A 26,078-nucleotide genomic window follows, 5' to 3' on the forward strand; every position below is an offset into this window, starting at 1 on the left:
TTAAACTCTAAAGTGTACTTAATTTTATTCATTATCAGAAAACAGAAATCAAAGAGTAAATTTCTAAAGCTATTATATTCGATGGAAAGTAGAGGGGACTATGCAGTCTAAAAGAACTAATGATATACAGAGTAAGCCGAGAGCTTTTAATTGGTTAAAAGAAAACCCAGGTAAGTCGATTCTTTTTCTTGAGGTTGTTAATAGATTAAATATTGCATATTTGCATGACAATAGTGGCTATGTTGATTTCACCCCTGCCGAATATAGGTACAACGATAAAAACGCTGGTGAATACACGATTATTACAGCTAGAAGTGATGGTAGTGTGAGGGTTAAACTATTGTTAGCTAATGGAACGTGGTTGCGGCCAGAAATCTTTATTAGAAGTTCACTTGATATCCCAAAATTAATTGAACATATGGAATCGTTAAAATACGCTAGCTTTACTTTTTCTCAGCAGGCTAGGGATGAGCAATTTAAAGAACGAGTGAAGAAAAGTGTTGAAGAAGGATCGACTAAACGTAAAAAACGTTTGGCCAAATCCTCTAAAATTCCTCGAAAATATTACGCTACAGTGGCTTTGTTTGAGCGTAACCCAGATGTTGTCGCAGAGGTTCTTGAAAGAGCTGGTGATATCTGTGAATTATGTGGAGAAACTGCACCATTCAAAAGAAAAAGCGATGGTAGCCCATATTTAGAAGTACACCACAAGATATTCTTATCTAATGGCGGGGAAGATTCTGTAGAAAATGCAATTGCTTTATGCCCTAATTGCCATAGAGAGCAACACTTTGGGTAGGTTATTAATTTTCTTCTAATTAGAGTGGTACTTTGAGCTTTAATAACATTGGAATTGTGCCAAAAGCTGTGCCAAAGTACTACAATATAGACGAGTAATTAATTTTAACGTATTGATTTATAAGTAAGTGTTTAAGGCTCCCTGTTAACTTATACGGCTAACTCACTCATTCAATAAAAAGCCCGCAGTGCAAACTGCGGGCTTTTTTGTGTCTAAAATAAAAGTAGGCTCGATATAACCTGATACGACCTTATAAAACTAGCTCCCTGATTTTTAACTAGATAATATTTTTACCTTGCTCGGGATCGCGGGATTGATCTGCTTGCTCGCGTATTTCATCGGTGTCGCTACTTACGTCATCTAAGTTCTTAGTTTGAGTCTGTGTTTCTGATACTTTTTTAGTTGGCGCTATAGGCTCACTTTTTTCTGGGGTTACAGCTTCAAGGTTAGGATCGCTAAGTATAATGCGTTCTCTGGCATCGTCTGGCATGCTGATGTTATGACTAGTAAATTCGTTTACTAATTCTCGCATTAGCTGTGAGGCCACTTTAGCGGTACTGAACTGCTCGCTATTAACCCAAAAAAATAACGTAAAGTTAATTGTTGATGAGCCTAGGTTTTTAATTAATACCTGCGCAGGTGGATCGGTTAATACTGCGTTTTGTTGGTTTGCAATTGTGAGGGCTAGGGTTTGTGCGCTGCGTATATCGTTATCATACCCTATGCCTATTTCTACTTTGCCGCGCATTTTAGGGTTGGCAGTGAGGTTTTTAATAATATTTTTGTACACAGTGGCATTAGGTATTTGAATATGGTTACCGTCGTAGTCAACTAAAGTGGTTGCGCGAGCGGTTACTTTTTTAACTATGCCGAGGCGGCCTTCTACCTCAATTACATCATCTATTTTAAAAGGGCGTTGTATGCTTAATAATAAACTAGCTATAAAATTTTCGGCAATATCTCTAAATGCAAAACCGAGAATAAGCCCTATCAAACCTGTGCCACTCATTATAGCTACGGCAAACTGTGTCAGCCCAGCTAAACGTAAAAATAAGTAAATACCCAATAGTAGGATTAAAATACTTATACTTCGTCTTATAACCAGATGAATAAGTGCACTATCGGTTAAATATTCAATAGGTTTAATTAATAGGCGTGATAACGGCCTGGCAAGGATGTAACTTATTACAACTATAATAATCCCTAAAAATAGGGTGGGTAAGGTTTGCACTACTACATGTAGGAATTGCATGCTTTGCTCTTGCAAAAACGCCCACGACAATACATCGGCTTTAATGCTTGGAGTAGCAGGGGCTGCATTAACTGCAGTTATAATGTTATTTAAAGCACTGAGCATGGGGGTTATCCGTGTTAAATCATCTTTATAAACAATAATAGCAAGTTTAATACCAAGCGCATTGGTGTTGGCAAACATTTTGCTCTCTTACTGCTATATAACAAAGGAGTTAAAATGAGCGATGTAAAACGTGGTCAAGATGCACAGCAACCAGTAAATATTCCGTTGCTTGGTTGGTGGGATATTACTAAGCGTATTTTTACTCAAATGAGTCGTGATAATTTATCGTTAGTGGCCGCTGGCGTGGCATTTTATGCGTTACTGGCTATTTTTCCAGCGCTTGCTGCACTTGTATCTATTTATGCCTATTTTGCATCACCTACAGATATAGGGGCGCATTTAAGTCAGGTAATTGAGCTGCTACCAGAGAGTACCGGAGAGTTAATTTTGTCACAAATAGCCAGTATCGCCCAAAGCTCAAGTACTAGCTTGAGTTTGAGCGCAATTGGCACATTAATATTAACTATTTGGAGTAGTTCAAAGGGCAGCCAAGCATTAATTACAGCCTGTAATATAAGTTATCAGGAATATGAAAAACGCTCATTTTTTAAAGCACAACTTGTACGCTTTCTGTTTTCGATTGGCGCTATTGTGGTGGCTATTTTTGCGCTGTTAATTATTGGTATTTTACCGGTAGTACTTAATTTAGTGGGATTAAAAGAAAATATAGATTTACTCATCACGTTTATTTCATGGCCATTATTAGCATTTACTTTTAACTTTGCCTTAGTGCTTTTATACCGTTACGCGCCGCATCGTAAACCTGCTAAATGGCGTTGGATCACCTTAGGATCTGTTATTGCGACAATTTTATGGATAGTCGCTTCAATTGGTTTTTCATTTTATGTATCGAAATTTGCCAGTTATAACGAAACTTATGGCTCGTTAGGTGGGGTGGTTATTATGCTGATGTGGCTATACATTAGTGCTTATATTGTAATTTTAGGGGCGACAATTAATGCTGCCTCAGAGCAACAAACTGCAATAGATAGTACAATAGGCCCAGATAAAAAAAGAGGTGAGCGCGGAGCCTATGTTGCCGATCATCTTGATGTGAAAGAGCTTAATAGGTAAGTAACTTTACAAGTACTCATAATAGAGTACTTGGGTAATGTTTGGTGCCTAACGCTGTGGTTATTTTAGTGCAATGATTTGGCTTGTGGTTAGTAAGCTCATAAACTGCTCTTTAGGTAAGGGTTTTGAAAATAAATAGCCTTGCCCATAGTCGCAACCAGCTTCAAGTAACAGTTGCATTTGCTGCTTGGTTTCTATTCCTTCAGCAATTACTTTTAACCCTAACTGATGCGCCATAACGATAATGGTTTCGCACAATACCAGCTCCTGGCTACCTTTATTAATGTTATCAACAAAGCGTTTATCTATTTTAAGGTAGTCGGTATCCATTTCTTGTAAGTAAGCGAGAGAAGAGTAACCGGTGCCAAAATCATCAAGGGCTAATTGCATTCCCGACTGAACCAGTGCCTTTAAACGGCTTTGTGTTAAAGCCTCAGGGTTGACCATTAAGCCTTCTGTTATTTCAGCAACAATTGATGATGCAGGCAGGTTTGCTGCATTAAGCATAGCTCCCCACTCATCTATCCCGCTATCTGGGGTAGATAGCTGTATTGGCGATACATTAACGCTCAGCTGAAAATCATTGGTTATGTGTGCTTTTATATCATTGAGTGTTTGTAATGCTTGGGAGAAAACAAATTGCCCAAGTATATTTATTTGTCGGGTTTCCTCAGCTAACGGAATATAGTCAGCAGGGCTTATTAAGCCTTTTTCAGGGTGACGCCAACGAATTAATCCTTCAGCTTTGTGTACGTGCAAGTCTTTTAGGCAGACGATAGGTTGATAAAACAATTCAAACTGCTCAAGCTCTATTGCTGTTCGTAATTCTTTAAGTAGCAGCATGCGCATTTGCGCTTTTTCGCGCATGTCATGGGAGAAAAATTCAAAGCCATTACGGCCATTAACTTTTGCTTTATACATTGCTTGATCGGCTGCTTTGAGTAACTGCTCAGTATTTTCGCCATCATTAGGGGCTGAGGCAATACCTATACTGGCACTAATAAACAACTCTTCGTTTTCAATATAAATAGCCGATGACAAGCTAAGTAAAATATTTTCAGCTATTTGCTTTATATGCTGTTCTTTAATTTTACTAAATACGATTACAAATTCGTCGCCGCCAATGCGGGCAACAAACTCGGCATTTTTTGCTGACTCTAAAATACGCTGCGACACAAATTTAAGTAAAGCATCACCATAATGGTGCCCTAAAGTGTCGTTAACGTCTTTAAAGTGATCTATGTCGAGCAACATAATAACCAGTTGCTCGGCATTATTTTCTACACGCGTAAAACATTCATTTAAACGTTTTTTTAACTCTAATCGATTCGGTAAGTCAGTAAGGTGATCAAAGTGAGCTTGTTTCCAAATAAGCGCATCGGCTTGTTTTTTTTCTGTTAAGTCTGTAAATATGGCTATACGACGAACCGGCATGTTATTGTCATCATACACAGTATCTATAGTTAACCATTCCACGTAAAGCTCACCATTTTTACGGCGATTAATAATTTCTCCCTGCCAACGCCCCGTGCTTGTTAGTTCTGCCCACAGAGCCTGATAAAATGTCTTATCGTGCTTGCCAGAGGACAAAACACTGATCGTTTTATTAATTACTTCTTCTTTAGAAAAAAGCGTGGTTTTACTAAAAGCAGGGTTAACATCGAATATAATGCCATTTTCATCGGTTATAGCCATTCCTTCACTACTGTTATCGTACACAAGCGACGCTAAGTGTAGGGCTTCTTCATTTTGTTTGCGCTGGGTTATATCGCGTAGCACTACTACAAACTCATGGTTAGTTTGCATTGGGTTTATTCTGGCTTCAAAGCTTTTAATATCAGTTTGGCTTTGCAAGGTAAACTCTAAGTTACTTGAGCTTTTTGAAGTTGAAGTAGGGAGGTTATTGAGAATTAACTGTGCATTACGCTCAGTAACAAAACTAGCTAAAGTTAAGTTGTTTACCGATTGCGTAACATCAGGAATATTAAATGATCCCCCAATATTAGAAACATCACCTTTGTTGTTAATCTTTAAGTAACTATCTGGCAGCGCACTTAATAAACTGGTTAACTCATCGTGTTTATTTTTAAGGTTAGCCTCAGTAGCTAAGCGAGTTTCAGCCATTATTTGATATAAAACCTTGAGTTCGGGGCTGTTAGGAGTGTCATTTTGCTCAGATGGCATAACGCCATTTGCTAAGCTGTCGGTTGCTTTAGTTAGGTTATTAATAGGTGTAAAAATACTTACTTTAAGTAGTTTGTAGGCAATAAATGTTAGCAGTAATAAAAAGATTATAAATACAGTTAAAGAGATTATAAAGTTATGATTTATTTGTGCTAAAACATCGGTGACGGGTAAACCAATATAAATATCTAAGTTGTTATTATGTGGATCGTTATAAATAGTTGAGCGAGAAAAAATACGGATAACACCTTGCTCATCTGTAATAAAATGAGAATCAGCCTGCATCGACTCCACATAACTTTGGGCAATGCTATTACCTATTAAAGTAGTGTTTTTGGGGTAGTGAGCTAAAATTTTAGTGTTAGAATCAACAATGGCAACTAACGATCCATCAGGTAAGTTAATTTCATTTATTGCTGCATTCCACCAATCTAAGGCAATCACAATTATAACAGCGCCTTTGGTAACCCCAGCGGTATTTTTTAACGACAGCGCAAAATTCACCGTTGTTGTTTGTAAACTTCGATCTAGCTGAAAATAGCCTACAGATAGCATGTCGCTATTTAATGCATTTTTAAAATAATCTCTATCTGCAATATTTATATTTTTTACTTGCCCCGATGTGGCGCAACTAATATTCCCCTGCAAGTCAATCATGCCAATATTAGCAACATTATTGTAGAGTGACTTAAATAGCTCAAAATAGTCAGGGCAGGTGGTTAGCAGCTCATCATGCTTGCTTTCTTGTTGTGCGATATAGCGCGCTAAACGCTCAATATCATCAAGCATATTTTTTTGTTGTAATGAAAAACGGTTGGCAATATTGGTTGCTTGTAGCTCACTTTGCTTAATTGAATAGTTACGTTCTAGTAATAACGTAAAAATGATCACAGCGACCCCAGGAATGCTAAATAAAATAAGCAAACGGTAAAGCTGATTTTTAAGTGAAGTGGTAAAAATAATAATGCCTTAATAGAGATTTACGCCAAAAATAATTGTAGCTAACTTTTTGTTTAATAACCATATAAATAATAAGGATTAAAGCATTGCTTATTAAATCAAAAATCAGCTGTAATAACTACTTTAACAGCAAGTCATTTAATAACGGTTATAGCAAACTGTAATTTTTTAGGATAAAAACTAAAATTCGTTTAAAAAGAATAAATGGTACGAATTAAACATATATACGTAAATTTTCAGTGTGCTTAAATAGTGTTATCTACTTTATTGGAGCAATAAAATGAAAGTAATTAAACAACTAAGTGCGCACGCAACCCAAGATGGTGATGGCGTTAATATTAGTAGAATTCCCGGTTTTGATGGCAAGCACCTAGATCCCTTTTTAATGATTGACGAACTAAAGTCAGATAATAAAAACGATTACATTGGCGGTTTTCCTGCGCATCCTCATCGTGGTATGGAAACCTTTACCTATATTATTAAAGGTGGCTTTGAACACCGTGACCAAATGGGTAATAAAAAGGCCATAAAAGCAGGCGATGTACAATGGATGAGTACAGGTAAAGGGGTAATGCACAGTGAAATGCCATTGGCAGATGCCAATGAAGGGTTACATGGTTTTCAGATATGGATCAATATGCCCAGTGCAGAAAAAATGCGCGCACCAATTTACCAAGATACAACAGCGCACCCTGCGCCAGTTGCCACAAATGATAATGGAGTAACACTTAAAGCATTGGCAGGCACATGGCAGTTTGCCGATCAGGCTTTAACATCAAGCCTACAAACGCTCGCTGCAAATGCCGCTTTAGCTGATGTAACTTTACCTGCAGGACAGCGTTTTGAGTTGCCACCACTTAGCCAGCAAAAAGTGATGCTATATATTCATACCGGTTCGTTAACTACGCAAGCAGGTAACGTTATTGCAGCAAAACAGCTGTTAATACTAGAACCAGGTAGTGACATTGACTTATATACAGAGCAAGGAGCAGGTGTGCTTATTTTAGCTGGTGATGAGCTTCAACAACCAATCGCTCACATGGGGCCATTTGTAATGACCACTGAAGCTGAAATTCAGCAAGCTATTCGTGATTATCAAAACGGTGAGTTTGGTAATATTTAGAATCGCCGATTTATGATCAATGATCAATTAAGCCGCTTAACAAAGGCTAAAGCTATCAATTAGTGCTGCGCTATTATTTATTGCGCGGCACTGGTTTTATCCATTAAGCTAATAATCTTGCTAGCCAGGCATATTTTTTGATTAAACCAGATTTAGTACTACTAGCCTGCACAACAGCACCGGCTAAAAATGCGCTTGAAATACCAACTTTGGTAACCGCAAAGCGTTTTAATCTGTACTTAAACGCCATGTGATGTTGGCGTTTTAATTCACTTTGTAAATCCATTTGTTTACTAAGATTATTCACCGCTTTGTTTGGCGACTGAATTAAATAGTTAACCAGCATTGTTATCTCCTTGAAGGTTAAATAACCTGAACTTTGGATAATAAATCTATCTCAAACAGCTACTTTAAGCGCTAACTGCGTTGAATTTACTTGCAATAGGCCAGCTATTGACGCGTCAATTCGTCTTGTTTTCACTGAAAGTTTCTGGCTAGAGAAAATAAATTTAAACATAGCTATGATTCAATACGTTAGTAAATCTTTTAACCAGAGTTCAGGTTAAATAACTGTTTTAAGCTACGTAATGTTTTACTAAAGCCAATTTTGTTACTTAAATAAATAGCACTTTTCCAAAGCCAAATTAAGCCTATAATTTGTAGTAAAGTTGCGGTTGCTATACTTAGCCATACAGAGGCAAATAACTCATAAACTCCAAAGCCAATTGCGCCCAATAAAACAATCCACAACAAAATCAAACCGCTGGCAAAACAACCCAAAAGTATAGTAATGAGTGCAAGTGATCTGAGCGACAAATGCCACTCAGCTTTTGCTAATTGTTTGGTAAGTTTGCCTTGCGTTTTGTAGTCATCCTTAATTTGCTCAGAATAGGCTAAAAGCTTAGCAATATGATCTTGCCAATCTTCCTTTTGGCTCGCGTCTTGGGCCGTTTGATTTTGAGCGTCACCATCCTTGGTCGCTGTTGTTTGTGGATTATTCATCATTGTTTACTTACGACGAAACAATGCAGTTACTAGCATACCTGCGGCAAATGCAATTCCAGCTGTTGCTAATGGGTTCTCTGCTGCAAGGGTGCGTGTTTTAGATGTATATTCACCTAGTTTTTCACGGGCAATGAGTTGCTTTTCACTCAGTGTTTCAGCAGAGCTAGTTGCCCCTTTTCTTACGCTGCTCTCTGCTACGGCTGCTTTACTAGAAAGTGCATCTACTGCGTCGTGTGCAGCCGATGTTGCTTTTTCTGTAAAGGGTGCTTCGTTAACTTCAGGTTTAGTCGCTGTAGTTGTTGATGTTTTAGTATTTGTTGCAGTAGCCATAATCAATCCTTAATAAAAATAAAGTTAAAAAATTTATTGGTAAATTTATAGTTGCAATGATCAAACCAACTTTAAAATAAATCTAAACCCATGATTTGTATTGGTATATTAGTTTTTAGGTTGGCTGGCTTTAACTTGAGTAGTAACAATTGCCCTATAATTGAGTAAATTTTACAAATGGCTAAATCACGCCTTAAAATTTGTAATTGTTCACTGGTTATTCAGTAAGCAAAAAGTGTAAACGAAAGGTTACTTAAAATGATAAGAAAAAATCTCACCACGAATTCCATTTTTTCCCACTTAATTCAATCGCTTTACGCTAAGCCTTATTTTTTCTAGCTTTGAGACGCGTTAAAGGAAGCCTGATTACTTGACAAAAAGCCTTGTCAAGCCCTAAACTGGAGCACTGTGGTAAAAAGTGGTTTATAGTGGATCAAAATGGATCGGGTTAATCAAAAGTGTTGATTAAAACAATTTTAAAGTAGGCTTTTTATGTTTCGTGGCGCAAGTTCGCTGAGTTTGGATGATAAAGGACGTTTTGCGGTACCCACTAAGTACCGAGACGATCTATTGTCTGAAGATCAGGGAACGGTTATTTGTACCGTCGCATTAAATGAGCCGTGTTTATGGTTATATCCATTGGCACAATGGCAAGAAATAGAAAGCCGCCTAGCAAAAATATCTAATATGAACCCACGAGCCCGTCGTATGCAGCGCATGTTGCTGGGTAATGCTACTGAATATCAACTTGATAAAAATGGCCGGATTTTGCTAGCGCCTTCGTTGCGCGCCCATGCAGATCTTGGCAAAAAAATCATGCTAGTTGGTTTAATGAATAAATTTGAAATATGGGATGAAGCGCGTTGGCATCAGCAAATGCGCCAAGATACAGAGCTTGAAAGGCTTGGTGATTTTGAACCACACCCAGATTTAGATAATTTCACACTCTAACGGCACAATAAAAGGCAAACAATAGCTAATGACAGCACAATTTGAACACGTATCCGTGCTTATGGACGAAACCATAGATGCACTTGCAATTAAGCCAGACGGTATATACATGGATGGCACTTTTGGACGTGGCGGTCATTCAGGTCAAATATTAGCGCGCCTTGGTAGTGAAGGTCGCCTACAGGCCATAGATCAAGATCCACAAGCAATTAAATCGGCTGAAAAATTTGCAGATGATCCACGCTTTGCAATTGCTCATACACGCTTTTCAAACCTATACGATGTGGCTGAGCAAAACGATCTGATTGGCAAAGTTGATGGCATTTTACTTGATATTGGCGTGTCGTCGCCACAGCTTGACGATGCACTGCGTGGCTTTAGCTTTATGAAAGATGGCCCGCTGGATATGCGCATGGATCCAACCACAGGGCGCAGTGCTGCACAGTGGCTGGCCGAAGCTGAACTTGACGATATTACCCATGTTATTAAAAAGCTAGGTGAAGAAAAGTTTGGTAAGCGCATTGCGCACAAAGTGCTGGAAGTTCGCGAACATACGCCAATTACCACCACTAAGCAGCTTGCCGACTTGGTAGATGAAGCGGTACCGGTTAAAGATAAATTTAAACACCCAGCTACACGAACTTTTCAGGCTATTCGCATTTATATAAATAGTGAATTAGAAGAAATTCAAACAGCATTACAATCTGCGATTAAAGTTCTTAAGCCAGGTGGTCGCTTAGTTGTTATTTCGTTCCACTCTTTAGAGGATCGTATTGTAAAACAATTTATTAGAAAGCAAAGCCGTGGCGAGACGCTACCTCGAGGTTTACCTTTAACTGACGCACAAATAAATCAAAATTTGACATTAAAAGCTGTGGGTAAAGCCATTAAGCCAAGCGCTGCAGAAGTAGAGCGTAACCCACGTTCACGTAGCTCTGTACTTAGGATTGCGCAGAGGCTGGGATGAGTAAAAAAGCGAGCTATCGTCAACCTAATTTATTTTTTGAAATAATTAAAGGCCTAGGTGCTAATAAGCTTACCTCGGCCTTATTGGTTGTGATACTCGCTTCTAGTTTAACTTTGGTGCAAATAACGCACCTTGCGCGAGGGCAACTTATCGAGCAAGACTCGTTACTGCAACAACGCGACGAATTAGATTTAGAGTGGCGTTACTTATTAGTAGAAGAAGAGTTTTACTCTCAGCATGCACGCATTGAAGAAGTTGCTATATCGCAGTTAAAAATGAAACGGCCAACCAGCCAAGATGAGCAGGTGATAATACTACAATGAGAACTCGCGGCAAAAAACCGGTTAATAATTTAATCACATGGCGCTTTACTTTAGTTTGCGCAGTGGTGTTTTTAGTGTTTGTAACACTGGTAGCCCGTGCTGCTTATTTGCAAATATTAGAACCAGATAAAGCCCGCTCAGAAAGCGATAAGCGTACGGTGCGAGTTGAAAAACTGCATGTACAACGAGGCATGATATTTGACCGCAATGGTAAAGAATTAGCGGTAAGTGTACCTGTAGTGAGTGTGTATGCAGACCCCAAAGCACTGCACAAATCATTGGTATCTAAAGTACTAAGGCAAGCACGTAAAAATGGTGAAGATCACCAAGCATTAGCAGAAAATGCTGCTGAGCTAGATAAGCGTACTGCACTTTATTATAAAAACGATTTGCGCTGGCGTGAGCTTGCCGATGTTTTACGTTTAGAACCTAAAAAAATAAACTCACGCTTGCTAAACGATCCTACGCGCCGCTTTGTATATTTAAAGCGTCAAGTAACCCCCGCAGTGGCAAATTACATTGGTGATTTACGCCTACCAGGCATTCATTTACTCGACGAGTCAAAACGCTATTATCCCGCAGGCGAAGTAACTGCGCATATTATTGGCTTCACAAATATTGATGGTAAGGGTATTGAAGGCATAGAAAAGCTTTACGAAAATGCCCTTACAGGTGAAGAAGGCCGTCGTACAATTCGTAAAGACGCCCAAGGCCGTGAAGTTGCAGTACTTGACGAGCGAGAGCGTGTAGAGCCCGAAAGCATTCACTTAAGTATTGATCAGCGCATTCAAGGTATTGCTTACAAAGCGCTAAAATCGGCAGTGCTTACTTATAAAGCCACATCTGGCTCTGCCATGGTGGTAGATGTTAAAACCGGCGAAGTATTGGCTATGGTAAATAGCCCATCGTTTAATCCTAATAATTTAAATGACGCTGCCCCGCATAAGCGCCGTAACCGTGCTATTACAGATTTGTTTGAACCAGGTTCAACCGTTAAGCCTCTAGCCATTTTAGCTGGGCTAGACTACGGCGCAATTAAGGCCGATGACACCATTGACACCTACCCAGGTTGGATGCGATTAGGCGGCAGCTTAGTACAAGATACCCGTAACCACGGTGAGATGACGCTGCGCGAAATTTTAAAATATTCCTCAAATATGGGCGTTGCTAAAGTAACTCAGTTGGTACCCAAAGATTATTTAGTGGGATTATTTCAAAAGGTAGGATTTGGATCGGATTCTGGCACCGGTATGGTGGGTGAAAGCAGTGGGTTGTTTTATCCAAATCGCCGTTGGTCTGACTTCGAAATTGCTACATTATCATTTGGTTATGCTATTGCGGTAAGTACCGCGCAAATGGCACGTTTTTACACCATGTTAGGCGCAGGCGGAATTAATCGGCCATTAACCATTTTAAAGCAAGATGACATCCCTGAGGGGGAGCGTGTTTTTAAACAAAAAGACGTAGAAGCGGTTGTACACATGATGGAAAGTGTATTTGAAAAAGACGGTACAGCGCGCAGAATTAACGTAGATGGTTATCGCGCTGCTGGTAAAACAGGTACTTCTAAAAAAGCAGCTGTTGGTGGCTACGGTGACGAATATGTAGGCTACTTTGCCGGTATTGCACCTGCAAGTAATCCTAGATTAGCAGTGGTAGTGATGATTAACGAACCCGGCGGCGATGTGTACTATGGAGGTGCCACTGCTGGCCCTGCATTTGCAGAAATCGTCTCTAACGCATTAAGAATATTAAACGTAGCGCCCGATAAGGAAGAGGTAGCGTACGTAAAAGGTAAAGAGAACGATGCGTGATTTAAAAGCAATTTTAAAATATATAGAGATAGATGCCCCCTCGCAGCAGGTAGGGCACCTACGCCTTGATAGCCGGGAAGTAACGCCCGGTGATGTATTTGTGGCAATTAAAGGTCATCAATTAGATGGCGGACAATTTATTGCGAAGGCAATTGAAAATGGCGCGGTTGCAATTATTGCCGACAGATTATGCGAATTTGAAACTAGTTTTGAGCCACTTTACTTAGTGTCAGAGCTGACTAAAAAGCTCCCTGAGCTGGCGAGTCGCTTTTACCATCAGCCAAGCCACATGCTTGATTTAATTGGTGTGACAGGTACAAACGGTAAATCGACCACCACGGCTATGATCGCTCATTTAGCGCAGTTTTGTAACAGCCAGTCGGCCATTATTGGCACCTTAGGCTATGGTCATCCAGATAATCTAACACCACTAATAAATACCACGCCATCGTCGGTTGATTTACAACGAATTTTAAATGATTTAAAGCAGCAAAATACCAAGCTGGTGGCGATGGAAGTGTCATCCCACGGATTAGTACAGCAGCGGGTTGCACAGTGTCAATTTAAAGCGGCGGTATTTACTAATTTATCGCGCGATCACCTCGACTACCATGGTGACATGGCGCGTTATGGTGATGCTAAGCTAATGTTGTTTAAAGACTTTGAACCTGAACTTGTGGTTCTTAATCAAGATGATGGACAAACAGAACAGTGGCTCGAAAAATACAGCTTTAACAGTTTAGTGTGTTACGGGCGAAAAAACTTACCACCTAAAAATGCACAGTTTGTGTACTTTTCAGACGTTACTTATTCAGCGCAAGGCATAGCAGCACAATTAACTACAAGCTGGGGCGATATTGCTATAAAGTCGCCGTTATTTGGCGAATTTAATTTATATAATTTAACTGCGGCACTTGCAACTTTATTGGGGCTAGGTTATCCGCTAGCACAATTAATTGCAGGCTGTGCGCAATTGCAACCGGTAGCCGGACGCATGCAAGCATTTAGCGCCAAAGGCAAGCCAACCTGTATTGTTGATTACGCTCACACACCTGAGGCGCTTGCGCTTGCGTTGCAAGCATTACAGCAGCATGTACCTGGTGGAGTAAGTTGTGTATTTGGTTGTGGTGGCGACCGCGATAAAGGCAAGCGGGCATTAATGGCACAAGCGGCAGAGCAAAATGCGGATAAGGTTATTATTACCAGTGATAATCCACGTTCAGAAAATCCTGACGCCATTATTGCCGATGTAGCACAAGGTTTAGCACAGCCAACAAAAGCTTATTTAGAGGCCGATAGAGCAACAGCTATTAGTTACGCTATAAGCAATGCCAAAGCAGACGAGGTTATTCTTATTGCTGGTAAAGGCCATGAAGACTATCAAATAATAGGTGATCAGCGCATCGATTTTTGCGATCGCCGTTACGTACAACAACAACTAAAAAAAGCAGTAAGAGGGACTCAAGCATGATCCCGATGGATTTTGATTGGCTAGCTAACGTGCTAGCAACCGATTATCAAGGTGATAATCAACCAGTGCTAAATATAAATACAGATACTCGCAGCATTTGCAGTGGTGAAGTGTTTTTAGCACTAAAAGGGCCAAATTTTGATGGTCATAAATTTATTGCCCAAGCAAAACAAAATGGCGCGATTGGCGTTATTGTGCAGCACAAAGTTGATGTTGATATTCCACAGTTTATAGTTGCCGATACCCGTTTAGCATTGGGAATTATAGGCGGCGCAGTAATGACGCAAGTAGCTCCTAAAACTATTGCCATTACTGGCAGCGTTGGCAAAACCACAGTAAAAGAAATGTGCGCTGCAATTTTATCTGTGCATGGTGATGTACTAGCCACTAAAGGTAATTTTAATAACGATATTGGCGTACCGCTAACCTTATTACGCTTAGAGCCGCAACACCGTTTTGCCGTTATAGAGTTGGGTGCAAATCATTTAGGTGAAATTGCTTATACCACCGCTATGACCAAACCCGATGTTGCCGTGGTATGTAATGTAGCCGCCGCTCACTTAGAAGGTTTTGGCAGCTTAATGGGTGTGGCTAAAGCCAAAGGCGAAATTTTTGATGGGCTTAAAGATGATGGCGTTGCCATTGTTAATTGCGACAGTGAGTTTAGCCAATATTGGCTAGATAAACTCGATGGCCGTAAAGTAACGCGTTTTTCGAGCAGTGAAAAACTCGATATTTGGGCTGAAAATATTAGCCTAGATGAAAATGCTCGCGCTAGCTTTACCCTATGCACTAAAAACGCACAAATACCGGTTAAGCTTGCGCTACCAGGTAAGCATAATATTAGTAATGCACTTATTGCAGCAGCACTAACCAGTGAGTTTGATGTCACCCTTGAGGATATAGCCAATGCGCTGGCAACCATGGGGGATGTAAAAGGCCGCGTTAATTTAATTAATGTTTCAGACTTATTAACTGTGGTTGATGATACCTATAACGCCAATGTTAAATCGGTTAAAGCCGCCATTGATTTACTAAGTGACATGCAAGGGCATCGTATTTTAGCACTGGGCGACATGGGTGAACTTGGCGAAGAAGCACGTCAATATCATCAAGAAGTAGGCGAATATGCATTAGAGCAAGGCATCAATGAGCTGTTTACTTTAGGTGTATTAAGTCGCTATGCCAGTGATGTGTATGGCCTGCCAAATAGGCACTTTTCAAACCGTGAGCAAATGCTGCAACAAATTCAAACAAGTATTAAAAAAGTAGATAAAAAAACCACCATAGTCGTGAAGGGATCACGCAGTTCTCGCATGGAGCTTTTAGTAACCGATTTAGTTAATGGCCAGCAACAAGCCATCAATGGAGTATTTTAATGTTAGTTTGGCTGGCAGAGTATTTAACCCAATATTACACGGGCTTTAATGTTTTTTCGTACTTAACCCTACGTGCGATTTTAGGGATTTTAACCGCATTAATGATGTCGCTTTATTTAGGGCCTAAGTTAATTCGCGCTTTGCAACGTATGCAAATAGGGCAAACAGTGCGCGATGACGGTCCACAATCGCATTTATCAAAATCGGGAACACCTACTATGGGTGGCTTACTGATTTTAGCGGCTATTTTTACCAGTACCTTATTATGGGCCGATTTATCAAATAAATATGTTTGGGCAACGTTATTTGTTATTGGCTCGTTAGGAGTGGTTGGCTTTGTGGATGACTACCGAAAAGTTATTCGTAAAGACCCTAAAGGTTTAATTGCTAAGTGGAAGTATTTTTGGCAATCAGTTATAGCCTTAGTTGTTGCTTGTGCATTATTTTTTACCAGCACTCAAGCCAATGAAACTTCGTTAGTTGTACCATTTTTTAAAGATGTATTACCGCAACTAGGCTTGTTTTACATTGTTATTACCTACTTTGCGTTAGTAGGAACATCAAACGCGGTAAACCTTACCGATGGACTTGATGGCCTTGCCATAGTACCCACTATTTTAGTGGCAGCAGCACTGGCAATTATTGCTTACTTAACTGGTAATGTGAATTTTTCGAATTACTTACATATTCCATATTTACCGCTGGCCAGTGAGCTTGTTGTGGTATGTACCGCAATAGTAGGCGCAGGGCTGGGCTTTTTATGGTTTAACACTTACCCAGCGCAAGTATTTATGGGCGATGTAGGCTCATTAGCATTAGGCGGTGCATTGGGTATTATTGCCGTATTAGTTCGCCAAGAGTTACTGCTTATTATTATGGGGGGAGTATTTGTAATGGAAGCCTTGTCGGTTATTTTACAAGTAGGCTCGTATAAATTACGCGGGCAACGAATTTTTAGAATGGCGCCTATCCATCATCATTACGAATTAAAAGGTTGGCCAGAGCCGCGGGTTATTGTGCGCTTTTGGATTATTTCAATCGTGCTAGTGTTAGCTGGCCTTGCGACGTTAAAGATTCGATAAATGCGATACTTAAGTGAGATAAAAAACAAACAAATAACAGTGCTCGGACTCGGTGTAACCGGCCTGGGCATTGTGCGTTTTTTAGTGTCTCAGGGTTTAACACCAACCGTGGTTGATAGCCGAATAAACCCACCGGGAATTGATTGGCTAAAACAAAATACGCCAACCTTAACTACCCGTTTTGGTGATTTGGACAGTGCCGATCTTTGCGCCAGCGATATGATCATTATTAGCCCAGGCCTTAGCTTAACAATTCCAGCAATTGCTAAAGCTATAAACGCAGGCGTTGAAGTGATTGGTGATGTTGAGTTGTTTGCCCGTATTAATACTAAACCTGTGGTTGCTGTTACGGGATCTAATGGTAAATCCACAGTAGTCACACTGGCGCAGCAGGTATTACTTGCTGCTGGTTATAAAGCAGCATTAGGTGGCAACATTGGCACCGCAGTGCTTGATTTACTACAAAGTGATTTAAGTAACAACGACGTTGATGTGTACGTATTGGAGTTGTCTAGTTTTCAGCTAGATACCACAACAAGTTTACAGCCAATTAGCGCCACCGTGCTGAATGTTTCAGAGGATCACCTCGATCGTTACGCCAGTTATCAAGCTTATATAGATTCCAAGCTGAGTATTTATAATAACGCAGCTTTAGTGATAACCAATGCAGACGACGAAGCCACGCATAGTAAAGCAAAATCCCAATTAAGTTTTGGTGCTAACCAGGGCGGTTACAGCCTTGGCGAATATCAGCAACAAACATATTTTATGCAGGCTAATAAAGCCTTTTTACCAGTAACTAGCTTGGCGGTAGTCGGCAAGCACAATTATTTAAATGCTCTTGCGGTAATGGCGCTACTTAGCCCGTTTAATATTAGTAAAGCACAATACAGTACAGCATTTAGCCAATTCAATGGCCTTGCACACCGCTGTCAGTTTGTTGCTGAACGTGCTGGAGTTAAATACTTTAATGACTCTAAAGCCACTAATGTGGGGGCTACTATTGCTGCAATAGATAGCCTTGCAACTAATGGCCAACAATTAATAGTTATTGCTGGTGGGGATGCAAAAGGAGCCGATTTAAACGCCCTTACACCTTACTTACAGCAGCATGTTAAAGCGCTAATTTGCTTTGGAAAAGATGCCAAAGATTTAATGGCATTAACCAATAAAAGCCATTTAACCAATAATATGAGCGAAGCGGTAACACTGGCTAAGCAATTAAGCGAGCCCGGTAATATTGTGTTACTTGCCCCAGCTTGTGCCAGTATTGATATGTACAATAACTACATGCAACGCGGCGATGACTTTATACAATGTGTTATGGCGGAACAGCCATGATGGCCTTTGCCGATATTAAAGAAGCACTAACGCCCAAGCCTTCGGCGCAGCTCTACGATGTACCATTATTGTATTGCATGCTGATGTTAATGGGGGTGGGTTTTGTCATGGTTACCAGTGCATCTATGCCTACAGCAGACAGATTATTTGGTAATATTTATCATTTTACTATTCGGCACGGTATATTTTTAGCTTTGTCGTTTTGTTTATTTTGGATCACCACTTCAGTGCCTATGAGCTGGTGGAAAAAAGCGAATCCGTACTTGTTGTTAGTGGGTTTAGGCTTATTACTTATAGTGCTTATTGTTGGCCGAGAAGTAAACGGTTCAACTCGTTGGATACCCATAGGGCCGTTTAACATTCAGGCATCTGAGCTGGCTAAGCTATTCTTTTTTAGTTATATATCAGGTTATTTGGTGCGTAAACGTAGCGAAGTCCAAGAAAACATAAAAGGTTTTATTAAGCCAATACTAGTATTTGCGGCTTATGCAGGATTAATTTTAATGCAGCCTGACTTAGGTACTGTGGTCGTTATGTTTGTAACTACCGTGGGTTTATTGTTTTTAGCTGGTGCCAAACTTTGGCAGTTTTTTGTATTAATTCTAACCGGTGTTGCCTTGGTTATCGGGCTAATAGTGCTAGAACCATACCGTATGGCGCGGGTTATTGGCTTTTTAGAACCGTGGGACGATCCATTTGGCAAAGGGTATCAGTTAGTGCAATCGTTAATGGCTTACAGTCAAGGTGATTGGTTTGGCCAAGGCCTAGGTAACAGCGTACAAAAGCTACAATACTTACCCGAGGCGCATACCGATTTTATTTTTGCGGTAATAGCCGAAGAGCTTGGTTTTGTTGGTGTATCGAGCATATTAATAGTATTAGGCACCTTAGTGTTTAGAGCCTTACTAATTGGCCAAAATGCGCTTAAAAATGGTAAAGAATACGAAGGCTATTTAGCGTTGGCAATAGGTATTTGGTTTGCTTTTCAAACCATGGTGAACGTAGGCGCAAGTGCGGGTATTTTACCTACTAAAGGGTTAACACTGCCGTTTATTTCTTACGGTGGGTCGAGTTTACTCATGATGACAATTGCTGCTGGTATTTTATTACGTGTTGATTTTGAAACTAAAATGGCGACCAAACAAGCCACGTCAGGTGGAGCTAAGCGATGAGTAAAAAGTGTGTTGTAGTTGCCGGTGGTACTGGCGGACATATATTTCCGGGTATTGCTGTGGCCGACTACTTAAAGCAGCAAGGCTGGCAAGTAAGTTGGATAGGCACTCCCGATAGAATGGAAGCAACGGTTGTTCCTAAGCATAATATTGATATTAATTTTATTAATGTAAAAGGCGTACGTGGTAACGGAATAAAGCGTCTTATTAAAGCCCCATTCATGGTGCTTAATGCAATATTACAAGCGCGTAAGGTATTGAAAAGCGAAAAGCCCGATGTGGTACTCGCTATGGGCGGTTATGTAACTGGCCCAACAGGTATTGCAGCTAAAAGTTTAGGTATTCCGCTGGTGATCCATGAGCAAAACGCCATTGCCGGTATGAGCAATAAGTGGCTTGCTAAGTTTGCTAATCGGGTATTGGCGGCTTTTCCAAGTGCATTTGCTACAGGGCAAGCCGAGTTAGTTGGTAATCCAGTGCGAGAAAGCGTGGCAAATATTGCAGTGCGAGAAGTATCAAGCCCAATCAATATTTTAGTGGTAGGCGGCTCATTAGGGGCGCAAGTACTTAATACAACTTTGCCTGCTGCGTTTGCAGAGCTGGGTAATACCAATGCTATAAGTGTTTGGCACCAAACGGGTAAAGGGCACTTAGGCAGTGTTGAAGCTGCTTATAAGTCGCATAAATTTAGCACTGAAAATACAAAAGTAGCTGAATTTATAGATGATATAGACACAGCTTACGGCTGGGCCGATATTGTTATTTGCCGCTCGGGCGCGCTCACTGTGAGTGAAATTGCCACTGCTGGTAAAATGGCAGTGTTTGTACCTTTTCCGCATGCGGTGGATGACCATCAAACAGCTAACGCACAGTATTTAGTTGTGGCAAATGGTGCATTACTAATGCCACAAGGGCAGTTTAATCAACAATCAATTGTTGCGCTTTTAAGCCCATATTTAGCTAAACCTTCATTAATTAAAGAAATGGCGGCAAATGCAAAACAGCAAGCCATTTTAGATGCCACAGCAAGCGTAGCTATGCACTGTGAGCAAGTAACCAATAAGAGAGCATAAGTGAAACAAACGTCAATAAGAGAGCAATATACACGACCAGCAATGCGTCGCATTGAAACCATCCACTTTGTTGGTATTGGCGGCGCAGGCATGGGCGGCATTGCCGAAGTACTCGCGTTTGAAGGTTATAGGATTACCGGTTCAGACATTGCGCACAGCGCTATGACAGACAGGTTAATTAAAGCCGGTGCAGAGGTGTTTATTGGGCATCACGAAAATAACGTAAAAGATGCCAATGTAGTGGTTGTTTCCAGTGCTATTGATGAAACAAATCCAGAAATTATAGCCGCAAAGGCCGCAAGAGTACCTGTGGTACGCCGCGCCGAAATGCTCGCTGAGCTAATGCGCTTTCGCCACGGTATAGCTATTGCGGGTACACACGGTAAAACTACAACAACCAGTTTAATTGCCAGTATTTATGCACAAGCTGGCCTTGATCCAACATTTATAATTGGTGGCTTGTTAAATAGTGCCGGCAGCAATGCAAAAGTAGGTAAAAGCGACTTTTTAATCGCCGAAGCGGATGAAAGCGATGCCTCATTTTTACACTTACAGCCAATGGTATCGGTGATCACTAATATTGAAGAAGATCACATGGAAACCTATGGCGGCAGCCTAGAAAAAATGAAAGACACTTATGTGGACTTTATTCATAACCTGCCGTTTTATGGCTTAGCTGTAGTGTGTATTGACTCTGAAGTCGCGAGCGAGCTTATACCGCGTTTTGGTCGCCCAGTGATTACTTATGGTGAGTCGAGCGATGCGGATTATCGCATGAGCGACTTTAGCCAGTCGGCAAACACGTGCAAGTTTACGGTAACCAATAAACAAGGCGAGAGCTTAACCGCAACGCTAAATATGCCAGGCAAGCATAATGCACTTAATGCCACTGCAGCTATAGCGGTAGCAAAAGATCAAAATATTGCTAATTTCGCTATTTTAGAAGCATTGCAAAAATTTGAAGGTATTGGCCGACGTTTTCAGCACTACGGTGAATTTGAAAACGAACGTGGTAGCGTAATGTTAGTTGACGATTATGGGCATCATCCGTCAGAAGTGGCCGCCACTATTACCGCTGCTCGTGAAGGCTGGCCAGATAAGCGTTTAGTTATGGTGTATCAACCTCATCGCTTTACTCGTACTCGCGACTTGTACGAAGATTTTGTAAAGGTATTAGCCGAGGTTGATCAGTTGTTATTACTCGATGTATACAGTGCTGGCGAAGAGCCAATTGTAGGCGCAGATAGTAAAAGCTTATGCCGTAGTTTACGCCAGCGCGGTAAAGAGCCCCGCCACGTAGCTAATAGCGCAGAGCTGGCAAGCGTATTAGCCGATTGCTTACAAAATAACGATTTAGTATTAACCCAAGGAGCTGGCAACATAGGGCAATTAGTAAAAACCTTAGCCGCTACGGGTATGTCGATAGAAAAACTTAAACAAGGTGAAGTATGACACAGTTAAATACGCAGTTTGGTAAAGTAGCGGTGCTGTTAGGGGGTAACTCAGCAGAGCGTGAAGTGTCATTAAGATCAGGACAAGCGGTATTAAATGCATTGCAAAATCATGGCATAAACGCCATTGCCTTTGACCCAAAAGAGCGCCCGTTATGGGAGCTAAATGAGTTAGCAATTGATAGAGTGTTCATTGCACTGCATGGTCGTGGTGGCGAAGACGGTACAGTGCAAGGTGCGCTTGAATTTATGAACCTGCCGTATACTGGCAGTAACGTACTAGGCTCAGCGCTGGCTATGGATAAAGTGCGTTGTAAGCATTTATTTAAATCGGCAGGGTTAAGTACCGCTCCTTATACCGTGGTTGATGCCAAAAAAGGCTTTGATGCAGCGGCAATAATGCAGCAATTTAAAAAAGTGATGGTAAAGCCGTCACACGAAGGCTCAAGTATTGGTATGGCACAAGCAAGCACGCCACAAGAGCTTGAAGATGCACTGAGTAATGCGTTTAAGTTTGATAGCCAAGTGCTAGTTGAACAGTGGATCAGTGGCCGCGAATTTACCATAACGGTATTAGGCGATGAAGTGTTGCCAGTAATCGAAATGACAACCCCCAATGGTTTTTATGATTACCAAGCTAAATATCAAGCAACCACCACGCAGTATCATTGCCCGGCAGATTTATCGCCTGCAGATACCGAGCACTTACAAGCAATGGCACTCGATGCATTTGATTTAGTAGGTGCTAGCGGCTGGGGACGCGTAGATGCAATGCAAGATCAGCAAGGTGATTTTTACTTATTAGAAGTAAATACAGTACCCGGTATGACCGAAAAGTCGCTTGTACCTATGGCGGCAAAAGCACATGGTGCAAGTTTTGAGCAATTAGTTGTTCGCATTTTGGAGCAAACACTTTAATATGCATCCCCTTTTAGAAAAAACGCTACAAATCAAACAGCAACTTAACTGGTCGCTAATTTTTGGGGTGAGTTTTTTTCTAGCTGTGGTAATCGGCTTAGTGCAAATTACTACAGGTGTATCGGATTGGTTGGTAGAAAATAAAGATGCCCAAATTAAACACTTAATGGTGCAGGGTAATCCTAAATATACCGACGAAATCGCTATTATTAGGGCGATTAAAAAAGCAGATTTAACTAGCTTTTTTGACCTTAATGTAAAGCATGTACAGCAATTGGTACAAGATTTACCTTGGGTGGCAAGTGTATCGGTGCGTAAACAATGGCCCGACACACTGCAAGTTTATGTAGTTGAGCACCGCGCTGTTGCGCATTGGAATAGTGACTTGTTACTTAATCAAAACGGCGATGCATTTGAAGCTAAAAGTAATAAGTTAAGTAAAAACTTACCTCAACTATATGGCCCAGAGGGCAGTGAGCAAGAAGCATGGATTGCGTTTCAGCAATTTGACGAAATGCTAAAAGTAAACGCATTAACGTTAAAAAGTTTAGCGTTATCGGAGCGTTTCTCATGGCAGTTGTGGCTAGATAATGGAGTGCGCTTAAATTTAGGGCGCAAAGATAAAGCTAAGCGTGTACAGCGTTTTATAGACGTTTATCCACGCATGGAAAAGCGTGCAGATGCTCAAATAGATGCAATCGATTTACGCTACGATACTGGCCTTGCAGTCAGCTTTAAGCCATTGCAAGAAGAACAATTACAAAATAAGAGTAAGGCATGACTAAGTCAGCAGAAAGAAACCTAGTGATTGGATTAGACGTTGGCACCTCAAAAGTGATTGCAACGGTAGGTGAAATCACCGCAGACAACAAACTCAGTATTGTTGGTGTAGGCACGCAGATATCCCGAGGTATGGATAAAGGCGGCGTAAACGATTTAAACTTAGTATCTGAGTCTATTCGCCGAGCCATAGACGAAGCCGAATTGATGGCTGATTGTCGTATTAGCTCAGTGTACCTTGGTATCTCTGGCAAGCATATACAATGCCAAAACGAAAGCGGTGTAGTAGCAATTAACAACACCGAAGTAACCGATGAAGACATTGAAAATGTGATTCATATTGCCCGCTCAGTGCCTATTTCAGCAGAGCGTAAAATGCTACATGCGTTACCACAAGAATACAGTATCGACATGCAAGAGGGGATTAAAAACCCACTCGGTATGAGCGGCGTACGTATGGAAGCACGTGCTCACATTATTACGTGCTCAAACGATATGGCAAAAAATATCGAAAAATGTGTACAGCGTTGTGGGCTTGAAGTTGACCAGCTTATTTTTACTGCACTTGCCTCATGTTACTCGGTACTGACCGATGATGAAAAAGAGCTGGGAGTAGCAGTACTTGATATTGGTGGTGGCACTATGGATATCACTATATACATTAATGGTGCACTGCGTCACTCAGCGGTTATTCCGGTGGCGGGTAACCAAGTAACTGGCGATATAGCAAAAATATTTCGCACACCTATATCACATGCAGAGGCACTCAAAGTACAATACGCCTGTGCTAGTAGCCAAATGGCCAGTAATGAAGACACCATAGAAGTACCGAGTGTAGGCGGACGCCCAGCTAGATTAATGTCACGTCATACATTATCGGAAGTGGTAGAGCCAAGATTTAGAGAATTATTTGAATTAGCGATGGAAGAAATTCGTCGCTCAGGGTTAGAAGACCAAATTGCAGCAGGTCTCGTTATCACAGGCGGAACTGCTAAAATGGCCGGCGCAATGGAAGTAGCAGAAGATATTTTCCAAATGCCGGTAAGAATAGGCAAACCAATTGGGATAGTTGGTTTGACAGACTATGTGGACGATCCTTCGTACGCAACCGCTGTTGGTTTGTTACAATACGGGCGTACCATGCAATCAATGAATGCACAAAAGTTGAAAGCAGAAGGGAATAATAATTTATGGAGCCGCATTACTAAGTGGTTCCAAGGCGAGTTTTAGTACTCAAGTCGGAGAGTAAACATGTTTGATATGATGGAACAACATAGCGAAGAAGCTGTAATAAAAGTAATTGGCGTGGGCGGCGGCGGCGGTAACGCTGTTGAGCACATGGTAAAACAGCAAATTGAAGGCGTATGCTTTATTGCTGCTAATACAGACGCACAAGCATTACGTAACTCAGCAGCGCACGTTACTGTACAATTAGGCACGCAAATAACCTCTGGGTTAGGAGCCGGTGCAAACCCTGAAATAGGTCGTCAATCAGCAGAAGAAGATGCTGATACAATTCGTGCCAGCCTTGAAGGTGCCGACATGGTATTTATTGCAGCAGGTATGGGCGGCGGTACTGGTACTGGTGCAGCGCCTGTAGTGGCAAAAATTGCAAAAGAGCTTGGTATTTTAACCGTAGCAGTAGTTACACGTCCTTTTGACTTTGAAGGTAAAAAGCGAGCTGCAGCTGCTGAACAAGGCATTAATGAATTGTCAGAAATTGTAGATTCACTTATTACAATTCCAAACAATAAACTGCTTAAAGTTTTAGGAAAAGGGACTACACTTTTAGATGCGTTCGCTAAAGCTAACGACGTATTATTTGGTGCGGTTCAGGGTATTGCAGAGTTAATTACTCGCTCTGGTCTGATCAACGTGGATTTCGCCGACGTACGTACAGTAATGTCAGCAATGGGTCCTGCAATGATGGGTACTGCGTCTGCATCAGGTCCTGATCGTGCACAAGAAGCAGCAGAAGCGGCTATCTCAAGCCCATTACTTGAAGACGTAGATTTAACAGGTGCTAAAGGTATCTTGGTTAATATTACTGCGGGTATGGACATTGCGATTGAAGAATTTGAGATTGTTGGTAACCACGTAAAAGCATTGGCATCAGAAAATGCTACTGTGGTTGTAGGTGCAGTAATTGACCCTGAAATGACCGATGAATTACGTGTAACTGTAGTTGCAACTGGCTTAGGTGGCGATCGTCGTCCGCAGTTTGGCATTGTTGATAATGGCTTTAAAAAAGCATCAGGTTCTGATGTAGCCAGCACTTCAAACCAAAGTAGCAGCATGTACGTACCAAGCTTTGCAAGCCAAGGCACAAGCGCTGAAGAAAACACAGCAAAGACGCAAGTTGAAAGTGACGAAAAAACAACTTCATCTAGTGCTAACAAAAGCACAACGAGTGCTGCAGCGCCAAGTAACAAAAAATCAGATAAGTCAGAAGGCGGAGATTATTTTGATATTCCTGCTTTTTTACGTAAACAAGCTGATTAATATAAACAGTATTTCGTTTGAA

23 protein-coding genes are annotated in these 26,078 nt (G+C 41.0%); 18 read left to right on the plus strand and 5 right to left on the minus strand.

Annotation, left to right across the window (positions count from 1 at the left end):
- Positions 1-100 precede the first annotated feature (100 nt).
- Positions 101-799, plus strand: a complete 699-nt coding sequence (locus AAEZ18_RS05645; protein ID WP_350594635.1) for an HNH endonuclease — start codon at positions 101-103, stop codon at positions 797-799.
- A gap of 277 nt (positions 800-1,076) precedes the next feature.
- Here AAEZ18_RS05645 and AAEZ18_RS05650 read toward each other — a convergent pair whose 3' ends face one another.
- Positions 1,077-2,156, minus strand: a complete 1,080-nt coding sequence (locus AAEZ18_RS05650; protein ID WP_350594665.1) for a mechanosensitive ion channel family protein — start codon at positions 2,154-2,156, stop codon at positions 1,077-1,079.
- Between the two features lie 114 nt (positions 2,157-2,270).
- Here AAEZ18_RS05650 and AAEZ18_RS05655 point away from each other — a divergent pair, with 114 nt between their 5' ends.
- On the plus strand, positions 2,271-3,230 hold the full coding sequence (locus AAEZ18_RS05655) for a YihY/virulence factor BrkB family protein (protein ID WP_011329167.1): 960 nt from the start codon (positions 2,271-2,273) through the stop codon (positions 3,228-3,230).
- Positions 3,231-3,290: 60 nt separating this feature from the next.
- Here the strand turns inward: AAEZ18_RS05655 and AAEZ18_RS05660 are convergent, their stop codons facing one another.
- Positions 3,291-6,305: a bifunctional diguanylate cyclase/phosphodiesterase gene (locus AAEZ18_RS05660; RefSeq protein WP_350594633.1), complete on the minus strand. Its 3,015-nt coding sequence runs from the start codon at positions 6,303-6,305 to the stop codon at positions 3,291-3,293.
- Between the two features lie 349 nt (positions 6,306-6,654).
- Between AAEZ18_RS05660 and AAEZ18_RS05665 the strand changes: the two genes are divergently transcribed.
- Positions 6,655-7,497 (plus strand): pirin family protein, encoded by an 843-nt coding sequence (locus AAEZ18_RS05665; protein ID WP_086993251.1) that lies wholly within the window; start codon positions 6,655-6,657, stop codon positions 7,495-7,497.
- Between the two features lie 103 nt (positions 7,498-7,600).
- Here AAEZ18_RS05665 and AAEZ18_RS05670 read toward each other — a convergent pair whose 3' ends face one another.
- The 3 genes from AAEZ18_RS05670 to AAEZ18_RS05680 form a co-directional block, all read right to left on the minus strand.
- Positions 7,601-7,843 carry a hypothetical protein gene (locus tag AAEZ18_RS05670; protein ID WP_011329164.1) on the minus strand — a complete coding sequence of 81 codons (243 nt, stop codon included), beginning with the start codon at positions 7,841-7,843 and terminating at the stop codon, positions 7,601-7,603.
- A 200-nt stretch (positions 7,844-8,043) separates the two neighbouring features.
- The gene (locus tag AAEZ18_RS05675; protein ID WP_350550032.1) at positions 8,044-8,499 is read right to left on the minus strand and encodes a threonine/serine exporter family protein; all 456 of its coding nucleotides are present in this window, start codon (positions 8,497-8,499) and stop codon (positions 8,044-8,046) included.
- A 6-nt stretch (positions 8,500-8,505) separates the two neighbouring features.
- Entirely contained in the window at positions 8,506-8,832 is a 327-nt protein-coding gene (locus tag AAEZ18_RS05680; protein WP_011329162.1) for a hypothetical protein, read from the minus strand.
- Positions 8,833-9,324: 492 nt separating this feature from the next.
- On the opposite strand from AAEZ18_RS05680, the gene mraZ reads away from it, so the two are divergent.
- Genes mraZ through ftsZ form a run of 15 tightly spaced genes read left to right on the plus strand, consistent with a single transcriptional unit; the run spans position 9,325 to position 26,056 of the window.
- Complete coding sequence (mraZ, locus tag AAEZ18_RS05685; protein WP_011329161.1) at positions 9,325-9,783, plus strand: division/cell wall cluster transcriptional repressor MraZ; 459 nt, start codon at positions 9,325-9,327, stop codon at positions 9,781-9,783.
- A 28-nt stretch (positions 9,784-9,811) separates the two neighbouring features.
- Positions 9,812-10,750, plus strand: coding sequence for a 16S rRNA (cytosine(1402)-N(4))-methyltransferase RsmH (rsmH, locus tag AAEZ18_RS05690; RefSeq protein WP_089368734.1), 939 nt, complete (start codon positions 9,812-9,814; stop codon positions 10,748-10,750).
- Positions 10,747-11,073 carry a cell division protein FtsL gene (ftsL, locus tag AAEZ18_RS05695; RefSeq protein WP_011329159.1) on the plus strand — a complete coding sequence of 109 codons (327 nt, stop codon included), beginning with the start codon at positions 10,747-10,749 and terminating at the stop codon, positions 11,071-11,073. The genes rsmH and ftsL overlap by 4 nt, the downstream gene beginning before the upstream one ends.
- Positions 11,070-12,887, plus strand: coding sequence for a penicillin-binding transpeptidase domain-containing protein (locus tag AAEZ18_RS05700; RefSeq protein ID WP_182676487.1), 1,818 nt, complete (start codon positions 11,070-11,072; stop codon positions 12,885-12,887). Before ftsL ends, AAEZ18_RS05700 begins: the two co-directional genes overlap by 4 nt.
- Positions 12,880-14,358, plus strand: coding sequence for a UDP-N-acetylmuramoyl-L-alanyl-D-glutamate--2,6-diaminopimelate ligase (murE, locus tag AAEZ18_RS05705; RefSeq protein ID WP_350549913.1), 1,479 nt, complete (start codon positions 12,880-12,882; stop codon positions 14,356-14,358). Before AAEZ18_RS05700 ends, murE begins: the two co-directional genes overlap by 8 nt.
- A complete protein-coding gene (locus AAEZ18_RS05710; RefSeq protein ID WP_350549910.1) occupies positions 14,355-15,737 on the plus strand; it encodes a UDP-N-acetylmuramoyl-tripeptide--D-alanyl-D-alanine ligase in 1,383 nt (460 codons plus the stop codon). The genes murE and AAEZ18_RS05710 overlap by 4 nt, the downstream gene beginning before the upstream one ends.
- Positions 15,737-16,819 (plus strand): phospho-N-acetylmuramoyl-pentapeptide-transferase, encoded by a 1,083-nt coding sequence (gene mraY, locus AAEZ18_RS05715; protein WP_011329155.1) that lies wholly within the window; start codon positions 15,737-15,739, stop codon positions 16,817-16,819. Before AAEZ18_RS05710 ends, mraY begins: the two co-directional genes overlap by 1 nt.
- Positions 16,820-18,160 carry a UDP-N-acetylmuramoyl-L-alanine--D-glutamate ligase gene (gene murD, locus AAEZ18_RS05720; RefSeq protein WP_350549907.1) on the plus strand — a complete coding sequence of 447 codons (1,341 nt, stop codon included), beginning with the start codon at positions 16,820-16,822 and terminating at the stop codon, positions 18,158-18,160.
- A complete protein-coding gene (gene ftsW, locus AAEZ18_RS05725; protein WP_041454565.1) occupies positions 18,157-19,332 on the plus strand; it encodes a cell division protein FtsW in 1,176 nt (391 codons plus the stop codon). Before murD ends, ftsW begins: the two co-directional genes overlap by 4 nt.
- Complete coding sequence (gene murG, locus AAEZ18_RS05730) at positions 19,329-20,405, plus strand: undecaprenyldiphospho-muramoylpentapeptide beta-N-acetylglucosaminyltransferase (RefSeq protein WP_011329152.1); 1,077 nt, start codon at positions 19,329-19,331, stop codon at positions 20,403-20,405. Before ftsW ends, murG begins: the two co-directional genes overlap by 4 nt.
- A gap of 42 nt (positions 20,406-20,447) precedes the next feature.
- Complete coding sequence (gene murC / locus AAEZ18_RS05735) at positions 20,448-21,857, plus strand: UDP-N-acetylmuramate--L-alanine ligase (RefSeq protein ID WP_225740939.1); 1,410 nt, start codon at positions 20,448-20,450, stop codon at positions 21,855-21,857.
- The gene (locus AAEZ18_RS05740; protein ID WP_089368729.1) at positions 21,854-22,774 is read left to right on the plus strand and encodes a D-alanine--D-alanine ligase; all 921 of its coding nucleotides are present in this window, start codon (positions 21,854-21,856) and stop codon (positions 22,772-22,774) included. The genes murC and AAEZ18_RS05740 overlap by 4 nt, the downstream gene beginning before the upstream one ends.
- Position 22,775: 1 nt before the next feature.
- On the plus strand, positions 22,776-23,555 hold the full coding sequence (locus AAEZ18_RS05745; RefSeq protein ID WP_089368728.1) for a cell division protein FtsQ/DivIB: 780 nt from the start codon (positions 22,776-22,778) through the stop codon (positions 23,553-23,555).
- Complete coding sequence (gene ftsA, locus AAEZ18_RS05750) at positions 23,552-24,784, plus strand: cell division protein FtsA (protein ID WP_011329148.1); 1,233 nt, start codon at positions 23,552-23,554, stop codon at positions 24,782-24,784. The genes AAEZ18_RS05745 and ftsA overlap by 4 nt, the downstream gene beginning before the upstream one ends.
- 21 nt (positions 24,785-24,805) lie before the next feature.
- A complete protein-coding gene (gene ftsZ / locus AAEZ18_RS05755; protein ID WP_011329147.1) occupies positions 24,806-26,056 on the plus strand; it encodes a cell division protein FtsZ in 1,251 nt (416 codons plus the stop codon).
- The last annotated feature ends 22 nt before the right edge of the window (positions 26,057-26,078 follow it).

Source organism: Pseudoalteromonas sp. 19-MNA-CIBAN-0066 (assembly GCF_040308705.1).
GTDB classification, from domain to species: Bacteria; Pseudomonadota; Gammaproteobacteria; order Enterobacterales; family Alteromonadaceae; genus Pseudoalteromonas; species Pseudoalteromonas nigrifaciens.